General features: G+C 34.7%; 11 protein-coding genes and 1 pseudogene. All 12 read left to right on the top strand.

The window, feature by feature from the left end:
• Positions 1 to 29 precede the first annotated feature (29 nt).
• Positions 30 to 485 carry a ribose 5-phosphate isomerase B gene (gene rpiB / locus B3P17_RS03290; RefSeq protein WP_252639307.1) on the top strand — a complete coding sequence of 152 codons (456 nt, stop codon included), beginning with the start codon at positions 30 to 32 and terminating at the stop codon, positions 483 to 485.
• A gap of 199 nt (positions 486 to 684) precedes the next feature.
• Positions 685 to 1548 carry a glucose-1-phosphate thymidylyltransferase RfbA gene (gene rfbA, locus B3P17_RS03285; protein WP_252639308.1) on the top strand — a complete coding sequence of 288 codons (864 nt, stop codon included), beginning with the start codon at positions 685 to 687 and terminating at the stop codon, positions 1546 to 1548.
• 54 nt (positions 1549 to 1602) lie between these two features.
• A pseudogene (gene rfbC / locus B3P17_RS03280) lies at positions 1603 to 2141 on the top strand (dTDP-4-dehydrorhamnose 3,5-epimerase).
• 6 nt (positions 2142 to 2147) lie between these two features.
• Complete coding sequence (locus tag B3P17_RS03275; protein WP_252639310.1) at positions 2148 to 2939, top strand: glycoside hydrolase family 25 protein; 792 nt, start codon at positions 2148 to 2150, stop codon at positions 2937 to 2939.
• A gap of 18 nt (positions 2940 to 2957) precedes the next feature.
• Positions 2958 to 3971, top strand: a complete 1014-nt coding sequence (locus B3P17_RS03270) for a S41 family peptidase (RefSeq protein WP_252639311.1) — start codon at positions 2958 to 2960, stop codon at positions 3969 to 3971.
• A 175-nt stretch (positions 3972 to 4146) separates the two neighbouring features.
• The gene (locus tag B3P17_RS03265) at positions 4147 to 6417 is read left to right on the top strand and encodes an NADP-dependent malic enzyme (protein ID WP_291103313.1); all 2271 of its coding nucleotides are present in this window, start codon (positions 4147 to 4149) and stop codon (positions 6415 to 6417) included.
• Between the two features lie 38 nt (positions 6418 to 6455).
• Positions 6456 to 6926: a GNAT family N-acetyltransferase gene (locus B3P17_RS03260; RefSeq protein WP_252639313.1), complete on the top strand. Its 471-nt coding sequence runs from the start codon at positions 6456 to 6458 to the stop codon at positions 6924 to 6926.
• A 97-nt stretch (positions 6927 to 7023) separates the two neighbouring features.
• Positions 7024 to 7281: a hypothetical protein gene (locus B3P17_RS03255; protein ID WP_252639314.1), complete on the top strand. Its 258-nt coding sequence runs from the start codon at positions 7024 to 7026 to the stop codon at positions 7279 to 7281.
• Positions 7282 to 7377: 96 nt separating this feature from the next.
• Positions 7378 to 7638 (top strand): hypothetical protein, encoded by a 261-nt coding sequence (locus B3P17_RS03250; RefSeq protein ID WP_252639315.1) that lies wholly within the window; start codon positions 7378 to 7380, stop codon positions 7636 to 7638.
• A gap of 128 nt (positions 7639 to 7766) precedes the next feature.
• Positions 7767 to 7928 carry a hypothetical protein gene (locus tag B3P17_RS03245; RefSeq protein ID WP_252639316.1) on the top strand — a complete coding sequence of 54 codons (162 nt, stop codon included), beginning with the start codon at positions 7767 to 7769 and terminating at the stop codon, positions 7926 to 7928.
• A gap of 170 nt (positions 7929 to 8098) precedes the next feature.
• Positions 8099 to 8548: a hypothetical protein gene (locus tag B3P17_RS03240; RefSeq protein WP_252639317.1), complete on the top strand. Its 450-nt coding sequence runs from the start codon at positions 8099 to 8101 to the stop codon at positions 8546 to 8548.
• Positions 8549 to 8743: 195 nt separating this feature from the next.
• Positions 8744 to 9495, top strand: a 752-nt coding sequence (locus B3P17_RS03235; protein ID WP_291103305.1) for a phage integrase SAM-like domain-containing protein, incomplete at its 3' end; no start/stop codon positions are given.

The following is a 9495-nucleotide window of genomic DNA, read 5'->3' as shown; positions in this document are numbered from 1 at the left end:
ATCTGAAGTAATATAAAAAACAAAAAACAATGACAATTACGATACAAGGAGATAAACCGATAGGATTGGCTAGCGATCATGCCGGATATTCTATAAAGCAATATATTATTAGCCTCTTTGATAAACAAGGGGTTAAATATATTGATTATGGAACTTATTCTACAGAAAGTACCGATTATTCTGACTATGGTCATAAATTGGGAACAGCTATCGACAATGACGAATGTGATTTTGGTGTTGCTGTTTGTGGTACAGGCAATGGCATTAATATGACATTGAACAAGCATAAGAAAGTACGTAGCGCGCTTTGCTGGAATGTAGAAATAACTCAATTAGCAAGAGCTCACAATAATGCGAATGTACTTGCATTACCGGGAAGAATGATTTCTCCTGAGGAAGCTTCTCTAATGGTAGAAGCCTTCTTCAATACTCCTTTCGAAGGAGGAAGACATCAGAGACGCATCGACAAAATCCCTTGCATCTAATCTGGTTATTGTAAATAAAATAAATGGAGGCATTTCGTTAGAGTGCCTCTATTTTTTATATATTCTCAACTTCTATTTTGAGTAAATAGTCAACATTGGCAAAAAGAGCATGCAACAATAAACTATTCTCGATATATACTCGAATCATACGCTAGATTTACTATTTTTGTGTATTGCTATTTATATAAACATAAACACTATGAAAGGAATTATTCTTGCCGGAGGAAGTGCTACACGACTTTTCCCACTCTCTAAAGCAATATCAAAACAGATAATGCCTGTGTACGACAAGCCAATGATCTATTATCCGCTATCAACACTTATGCTGGCAGGTATCCGGGAAATATTGGTTATATCTACACCTCGTGATCTCCCTATGTTCAGAGAGCTACTCGGCACAGGGGTAGAACTCGGCATGAAATTCGAATATGTGATACAAGAGGTTCCGAACGGACTTGCGCAGGCTTTTGTTCTTGGCGAGAAATTCTTAGATGGTGAGCCGGGTTGCCTTATCCTTGGCGATAATATGTTTCATGGGCAAAACTTTTCGCAGATGCTAAAAAAAGCGGCCTCTATCGAAACCGGAGCCTGTATATTCGGATACTACGTAAAAGATCCTCGTGCATACGGTGTTGTAGAGTTTGATGAGTCAAAAAAAGTGTTATCTCTTGAAGAAAAACCCGAAAAGCCAAAATCGAACTACGCTGTACCGGGACTATATTTTTATGATAAAACGGTAACAGAGAAGGCCAAAGCCTTAAAACCGTCGGCAAGAGGTGAGTATGAAATTACAGACCTAAATAAATGCTACTTGGAAGAAGGAACGTTAGAAGTACAATTGTTTGGTCGTGGTTTTGCATGGCTTGATACAGGAAACTGTGATAGCTTACTAGAGGCAGGAAACTACGTAGAAACAATACAGAATAGACAAGGATTCTATGTTTCTTGTATCGAAGAAATTGCATGGCGCAACAAGTGGATTGATGACAATCAGCTGGCTGCTCTTGGGCAAAAACTAGATAAAACAGCTTACGGACAATATATCTTAAGTTTGGTCAAATAAAAATCGCATAAAAATAGAAACACATTATATCAACAAGAAATCGTATACTGAAAAATGAAATTTACGGAACAATCCATCAAGGGAGTCTGGGTAATAGAGCCTAAAGTATTTAATGATGAGAGAGGATACTTTATGGAATCATACAAGAAAAATCTTTTCGATGAGCACATCGGTAAGATTGATTTTATTCAAGATAATGAATCTAAGTCTACTCGTGGAGTACTAAGAGGATTACATTATCAAATAGGAGAATATTCTCAGGCTAAATTAGTAAGGGCACTTAAAGNNATGTTGTAGTTGATTTAAGGAAAAGCTCTCCTACTTTTGGACAATATCTAGCTGTAGAGCTAACAGATGAAAATAAAAAGCAACTATTTATGCCAAGAGGTATTGCTCATGGTTTTTTGGTGCTTAGTCAAGAAGCGATTTTTTCTTACAAAGTAGATAACGTATATGCTCCTGCACATGAAGCGTCTCTACTATGGAGTGATCCATCGGTCGCTATCAAGTGGGGAATAGATGAGAAAGAACTAATCTTATCACCCAAAGATAAAGCCGGAAAATTGTTATCCGAAGCTATTTTATTTGACTAAGAGTAAATGGCAAAAACAGTACGAAAAAGAACAATACGAAAAAGAGTAAACAGGAGAAAATCTAAAAAAAGTAATTTAAAGAAATATATCCTGTCGATGAGTGTAGCTGTATGCTTAGGCATTGCAGCTTTCTTCGTTATTAAAGGATTTTTTGAAGAACCCGAATCTTTCGATTCTAGTAAATATTTTGTGAAGGGTATAGATGTTTCACATCATAATCCAATTCTTAATTGGGATAATGTAATGGAACAAGATATAACATTCGCTTATCTAAAATCGACAGAAGGTACGACACATGAAGACCGGAATTATCCTTTTAATTATGATCTGGCTCGAAAGTCTAATATAAAGGTAGGCTCATATCATTTCTATACGTTTGCCTTATCGGGAGAAGAACAGGCAAAACATTTTCTTAAAACAGCAAAATTTAATAGCGGAGACCTGATTCCTGCTATAGACGTGGAACATTCTCCGGCAAATCCGTATAGTAAAGACAAAGAATTTGTAATTACTGTTGTCAAAGAGCTTAAAATAATGGAAAATAAGCTGTATGAACATTTTGGAGTTCATCCTATAATTTATACCAACAGAGACTGTTATAAACTATATATAAAAGGTAATTTCACTAAGAATATTATATGGATGTGTGATCTACACAACGAGCCATCAGATGATGTTAATAACTGGAAAATATGGCAATTTTCGCATAAAGGAGAGTTACCGGGAGTAGACGGGCATGTTGATTTGAATTACTATCGATATACATTCAACGAGTTTAAAGAATTATTACTACCTTGAACACTCAAAATTAAGCTGATGAAGTATCTATATATTGCCATATTCGCCTGTTTCTTTTTTACATCCTGTTTTAAGGAAGATAAGTTCGAGAACTCAAAGAAGGGAAACTTCGAGGCTCTTTGGCAAATTATGGATGAGCATTATTGCTTTTTTAATTATAAGGACGTAGATTGGAACGAGGTCTATAATCGTTATTCGCAACGTATAAGCGAAAACATGGATAACGATGCATTATTTGCTGTCTTAGGCGAAATGCTTGCAGAGGTACAGGATGGACACGTAAATCTAGTTGCCTCGCACAATGTAGCTCGTTATTGGAAATGGTTTGAAGATTATCCTGACAACTTTGACTCTAAGATACAAAAAAACTATCTCGGAACAGATTATGGTATTGCGGGAGGACTTAAGTACAAGCTGTTGGATAATAATATAGGATATATATATTATGGCAGCTTTTCGAGTGGCATCGGCGAAGGAAATATCAATCAAGTGCTCGATAGGTTTGCACTATGTGATGGTATCATTCTCGATGTGAGAGATAATGGAGGAGGCCTGATGTCCAACAGCGATAGGCTGGCATCTCATTTCTTTAACCAGAAAACACTGGTTGGTTACATGAGGCATAAAACAGGAAAAGGGCACGATGACTTTTCCAAGCCCTACGAAATATATGTAGAACCAACAAATGGTGTCAAGTACCAAAAGAAAGTGGTTATACTTACAAATCGTAGGTGCTACAGTGCAGCGAATGACTTTGTTAACGCTATGCGATATGCTCCCAATGCAACTATAGTTGGCGATAAAACCGGCGGGGGAAGTGGACTTCCATTTTCTTCAGAATTACCGAATGGTTGGTCTATACGTTTTTCGGCATCTCCTATTATGGATGCAGATATGAATCAACTGGAGTTTGGAATTGATCCGGACATTAAAATAGACATGACAGAAGCAGATATGGATAAAGGTATAGACACACTAATAGAAAAAGGGAAAGAAATAATAAAAAGCTCCGCCACGAGTCTATCTTTTTGAAATTAAAAAATCTAAATACAAAGCCATTTAAAAACATATAGCACCATGTAGGTGTTATACAACATATAATAAAGATCAAAATGATTTATTAAAATATAAATATTTTGAGATTCATTTTGTATAACTTTGTGTAAAGCAGAGATTTCATCTACAAACCTGTAAAACATTAATAATCATGCCTAAAATTACGAAAGAAGCCGCCTTAAAATATCACAGAAGCGGGAGACCCGGAAAAATTGAGGTTGTACCTACTAAGCCGCATAGTACCCAAATGGATCTGTCTCTGGCATATTCTCCGGGTGTGGCAGAACCATGTCTCGAAATAGAAAAAGATCCTCAGCTGGCGTATGAATATACGACCAAAGGAAATCTGGTTGCTGTTATTTCGAATGGGACAGCGGTACTTGGACTAGGCGACATTGGTGCACTTGCAGGCAAACCTGTAATGGAAGGCAAAGGGCTCTTATTTAAAATATTCGCAGGCATTGATGTTTTTGATATTGAGGNNGAAAAAGATCCTGAAAAATTCATCCAAACAGTCAAGGCAATTTCTCCTACTTTCGGGGGTATTAACCTAGAGGATATAAAAGCACCCGAATGTTTCGAAATAGAAAGAAGATTAAGAGAAGAGCTTGATATTCCGGTAATGCATGACGACCAACATGGCACAGCGATCATTTCTGCGGCAGCTTTGATAAACGCATTAGATATAACGAAAAAGGATATATCCACAATAAAACTTGTAGTAAATGGAGCCGGAGCTTCTGCTATAGCATGTACAAACCTATATATGAGATTTGGTGTGAAAAAAGAAAACATCATTATGTGCGATAGCAAAGGTGTAATCACTACCAAACGCCCTAACTTAACAGATACTAAAAAAGAATTTGCGATCGATAGCGATATTACAACGCTAGAAGAGGCGATCGAAGGTGCAGATGTTTTCTTAGGATTATCTACTGCTGATATTCTTACAAAGGAAATGATACGGAAAATGAATAATAATCCGATAGTATTTGCTCTAGCGAATCCGAATCCTGAAATTTCGTACGAAGAAGCAATGGAATCACGCGATGACATTATTTTTGCTACCGGCCGTTCCGATTATCCCAATCAGGTAAATAATGTTTTGGGATTTCCATACATTTTCAGAGGCGCATTAGATGTAAGAGCTACAACAATAAACGAGGAAATGAAACTCGCTGCATCTAGAGCGATTGCCGACCTTGCAAAAGAGCTGGTTCCGGATGTTATTAATTCAGCCTATGAAATAAAGAAATTGACTTTTGGAAAAGACTATATTATTCCGAAACCACTAGACCCAAGATTGTTAACATCAGTATCTACCGCCGTAGCCAAGGCCGCCATAGAGAGTGGAGTAGCACAAAAGACAATCACCGACTGGGTAGAGTATCAAAACAGGATATCTGAGATGATGGGATATAGCAATAAGCTAATCCATCGTCTGACAGCTCTTGCCAAAAGCGAAAGAAAACGTGTTGTATATTGTGAAGGAAACCATGTTAATACTATAAAAGCTGCTATCATTGCGTATAAAGACAACCTATGTGAACCTATTCTACTGGGTAGTGAAGAGCGAATACAAAATATAGCCAAAGAGAATGGACTTGACCTCAACGGAATAAAAATAATAAACCACAGAAATATATCAGAGGATGTACGTAGGGCGCGCTATGCTCAGCTACTGAGTGAGAAAAAGTCGAGAGAAGGTATCCGCTACCAAGAAGCATTCGAGAAAATGAGCGACCGCAACTATTTTGGAATGATNNCAGGCGATGCTGATGCAGTTATCACAGGGATATATAGCCACTACCGTGAATTTGCAAAAACCGCACTGGAAGTGATCGAATTAAAGCCTCAGTATAAACATTTTGCGGCCATGCATATTGTACAAACAAAAAGAGGTCCATTTTTTCTTGCTGACACACTTATTAATCGTTGGCCGGAAGAAGATGTGTTGATCGAAATAGTAAAACTGGCACACGACACTGTACAATATTTCTCTACAGAGCCGGTGATTGCAATGCTTTCGTTTTCGAACTACGGTGCTGATGATAACGGAAGCCCTAAAAGTATAGCAAATGCAGTAAGATATTTTCATGACAATTATCCGGATTATAATATTGATGGAGAAATGCAGCTGAATTTTGCGATGAATAAAGAGTTAAGAGATAAAGCTTTCCCATTCAACACACTTAAAGGCAAGGATGTAAACACATTGATATTTCCCAATTTAAGCTCAGCCAATATATCCAGTAAACTATTGATGGAGTTGGGTATTGCAGGTGAAAGCTTAGGGCCAATTCAGATGGGATTGCGTAAAGCTGTACACTTTACAGATATAGAAAGCTCTGTAAGAGATATAGTCAACTTAACGGCTGTAGCTGTTGTGGATGCAATTGCAAACAGTCTACAAAATGAGTAAGTATATTGTTTCGGTAAATATTGAATAATAGAAACGAAATGCAACTGACTTTAACTCCGATACAAGATTCAGATATCGAGTTATTAAGCGAATGGTTACATAAGGATTATATACTGCAATGGTATCATGATGCTGATGAATGGATTCATGAAATAAAAGAAAGAGAAGGAAGCTTTAACTTCTTATCTCACTATATTATTCTTGAGAATAATAAGCCAATTGGATTTTGTCAATTTTATGATTGCTTCGATGCCAAAGAAGACTGGTATTCGGTGGAGTGCCCAAATAAAATATATAGCATTGATTATTTAATTGGAGAAGAAAATTTTCTAAGGAAAGGATATGGCAAAGAAATTATAAGAATTCTTACTAATAAAATAATCCGAGACAAGAATCCAAAAGCAATAATAGTTCAGCCGGAACAAGAAAATATAGCGTCATGCAAAGCTCTTTTAGCCAATGGGTATATTTATGACTTTGATAATAATTATTACATACTAAAATGCTAATTAGTATTATACAATTGGAGCTGCAAGAACTGAGGTTTATTTTTTAGTGAAGATTTCATGTAAATTGTTAGCTTTATAGAAATTTTCAATGATAGTTATGATAACCAAACAGAAAATTACAATATATTTAAAGTATCAAAATATAGATAACTTTGCTCGTATTGCTAGTACTAAAGAGAAAAATATATTGGAAGATAAAGATTGGGTCCTTATCGAAAATTTAATACAAGATATCCATTTATTAAAAAACAATATGGTGTCTAGTGAAATGAAAGATAAAATAGAAAACAAAATCAAAGATTATACAGAAGGTGAAAATGAACTTATCGAGAAACTAATTAGTCTAAAATTTTAACTCCCCAAATATTTCTGCATGAGAATTAGCTCTAGTGAGGCATATTTCCACTGTATCGAATTCTTTTGAGAANNTATAAAATCAATATAATTCCTTATGAAGAAATTTACTTTTATATCAGAGTTTAGAGGCGGTACATATATAACTCAACATTCTGCTAAAGATATTTCAAATGCGCTATTAATGTGGATAGAGTCTTTAGATGTCTCTATATACTCCAAACGAATAGTTCTTAAGCTTCAAGAAGAAATTAATGAAGAAAAACCTATACCAATAAAAGACTTGGATAGTGTGTGGTGTTGTTCTTTCTCTCCTTATAACTCCTTCTTGTTATTGAATATAATTGAAACTATATAATAATTAAAAATCCCCACACATTTCTGCATGAGGAGTTTAAAATTCTTGTGGAGCATAACACCAAAGTATCGAATTCTTTTGAGAAAATTTGACAGAAAGGTGAACTTTATTAAATCAATAAATTTGTCATGAGAGATATAATATATGACTTTGCTCGTTTTGTAGGAGTCCGTATCCGATTTTACTTCCTTAAACTCATAGGGTTTCCTAAACCACTTAAATATTTAGAAGGTGATTCTGATGACTATGCAAATAAGATTAGTCACGGATGCATTAATACACTATTATAGGAATTCCTATTGTATTTGGAATTATTATAGGAATTGCTTACTTATATTTTAATTAAAATCTCCACACATTTCTGCATGAAGAGTTTTAAATTATTGTGGAGCATAGCACCAAAGTATCGAACTCTTTTTGCGAGGATTTTGAGAAAATTGTTAGCTTTATAAAAAAAAACATGAAATTACATGAAATAAAAGGATTATTTAATATGGACAGTGGTGCTCCATCACCTATAATTACATCAAATGATAATGAATTCTGTGTATGTTTTTATATAGATAATGGAGATGATAACAACTTGAATATTTGCATTTTGAAATTTCCCCACTATTTAATATATATATTTGGTATGCCAAGTAATGAGACGTTGCACGGTCATTTTTATAATAAGTTAGGTATAGAATCTTATGCTTTTTATGAGCTTATTGATTCAGATTTAATTAAGCAATTAAAGGATATGGATAAGTGTCACCCATATTATCATTCTGAAAAATGGAAGGAATACCATCATTACATTATTACTTTTCACGATAATATGTTTGAATGTGTCGCAAAAAGTTATAGCATCAAGAAATCAAATGCTTCTAAATATAATGAGGTGAAAAATATCTTAGGTATTTTATAAATTAAATCCCCAAACATTTCTGTTTGAGGATTTAATTTCGTGGAGCATATCGTTCCATAACCTATGATATTTTACAATCTAAATACATTTATTATAGTACTGTTAATCAGATTCTAAATATAGTAAAATATTTCAAAGTACAGTAGGATATATCAATATTTGGGTGTAACTTTGGGTGTATCTAATAAATAGACTATGAATATAAAGTATAATGCTTCATTTAGACTTGAATCAAGAAAAGACAAAAAAGGTTTAGTCATAGATAAAAATGTGCCTATTCGTATGCGTGTTACTTATGCAGGCAATAGAATTGAGTTCGCAACAGGGTATAGAATAGATGCTTCGAAGTGGGATACTGAATTACAAAGAGTAAGAAGTGGATGTAGCAATAAACTGAAACAGACAGCATCAGAAATAAACGCTGACCTACAAAAATATGAGTCTGATCTGAAAAATATATTCAAATCATTTGAAGTAAGAGAGGAAAATCCTACAGTAGAGCAAATCAAAGAACAATTCATCGTTAAAAGTAAATTTCAGACAAGACGAAATGACAATGTGTTTTTTGATACATTTGATAACTTCATAAAGGTTAACTCAAATAGATGGACTAATAGCACATTGATAAAAATAAATCAGGTGAGAACTCATCTGTTTAATTTTGATAGCAAATTGTCTTTAGAACAACTTTCGGAGGCAAAACTCATTAGTTACGTCAACTTTCTGATAGGTAAAAAAGATATGCGTAATACTACAGTAAATAGACATATTCGCTATTTGAAATGGTTTTTGAGATGGTGTGAGGCTGACGGTAAAAGTGTAAATGCTGCATATAAGGGATATAAAACGGGATTAACAACGACAAAAAAGAAAGTTATATTTCTAACTTGGGATGAGCTAAAGAAAATAAAGAACTGTGTTATACCAGTGGAAAATCCAGTTCAGAT

It is taken from the genome of Dysgonomonas sp. UBA7630, assembly GCF_002483985.1.
Taxonomy (GTDB): Bacteria; Bacteroidota; Bacteroidia; order Bacteroidales; family Dysgonomonadaceae; genus Dysgonomonas.
The sequence above is the reverse complement of the archived record's forward strand: the minus strand, read 5'-3'. Positions and strand labels throughout refer to the sequence as shown.

Bases quoted from the DNA above. Each gene is read 5' to 3' on its own strand.
- B3P17_RS03270 (WP_252639311.1), top strand. From the start codon at position 2,958: ATGAAGTATCTATATATTGCCATATTCGCCTGTTTCTTTTTTACATCC.
- rfbA (WP_252639308.1), top strand. From the start codon at position 685: ATGAAAGGAATTATTCTTGCCGGAGGAAGTGCTACACGACTTTTCCCA.
- B3P17_RS03250 (WP_252639315.1), top strand. From the start codon at position 7,378: ATGAAGAAATTTACTTTTATATCAGAGTTTAGAGGCGGTACATATATA.
- B3P17_RS03275 (WP_252639310.1), top strand. From the start codon at position 2,148: ATGGCAAAAACAGTACGAAAAAGAACAATACGAAAAAGAGTAAACAGG.
- B3P17_RS03240 (WP_252639317.1), top strand. From the start codon at position 8,099: ATGAAATTACATGAAATAAAAGGATTATTTAATATGGACAGTGGTGCT.
- rpiB (WP_252639307.1), top strand. From the start codon at position 30: ATGACAATTACGATACAAGGAGATAAACCGATAGGATTGGCTAGCGAT.
- B3P17_RS03245 (WP_252639316.1), top strand. From the start codon at position 7,767: ATGAGAGATATAATATATGACTTTGCTCGTTTTGTAGGAGTCCGTATC.
- B3P17_RS03260 (WP_252639313.1), top strand. From the start codon at position 6,456: ATGCAACTGACTTTAACTCCGATACAAGATTCAGATATCGAGTTATTA.
- B3P17_RS03255 (WP_252639314.1), top strand. From the start codon at position 7,024: ATGATAACCAAACAGAAAATTACAATATATTTAAAGTATCAAAATATA.